This is a genomic window from Bartonella vinsonii subsp. berkhoffii ATCC 51672 (assembly GCF_902825225.1).
Taxonomy (GTDB): Bacteria; Pseudomonadota; Alphaproteobacteria; order Rhizobiales; family Rhizobiaceae; genus Bartonella; species Bartonella berkhoffii.
The window spans coordinates 1-388 of the sequence record NZ_CADEAK010000332.1 but is presented as its reverse complement, the minus strand read 5'-3'; the positions used below and the strand labels follow the sequence as shown (position 1 = coordinate 388).

The window sequence follows — 388 nt, the reverse complement described above, 5'->3', positions numbered from 1 at the left end:
CCCTCTGTCCAGTTGTATCAGTAAAGATGATAGTCCCATCACTGATAGCAGATTTGGTTTCCCCTTCTACTCCATCCTTGGCTTTGCCGTGATTTAAAACATTCTTGGCAATGTTCTTTATCGTGTCATTCCCAGAAAGGCTAAACCCATGGCTGCTGGCTGTAGCATGGGCACTGTTGCTGATATCACTGGTGCTAATGCTTCCTGTGGTCAGGCTGTTTTTGTCCGCCGAGGCTGTGCTGGCAATGATGCCTCCGGTTAGGGTCGTTTTGTCTTTAACAATGATATTAAAGCCGCCATCACCCGCTTTGATGCCTGATTGCTCCACAACACTGTGATAATCGCTAGAGGATTTATCCTTTTGGAAAGAGGCACTCATGGAGCCCCC

At 47.7% G+C, this 388-nt stretch carries 1 pseudogene; it reads right to left on the bottom strand.

Features of this window, described 5'->3' with window-relative positions:
• Nucleotides 1–388: pseudogene (locus J7R10_RS09490) on the bottom strand (filamentous hemagglutinin); the annotation flags it as partial.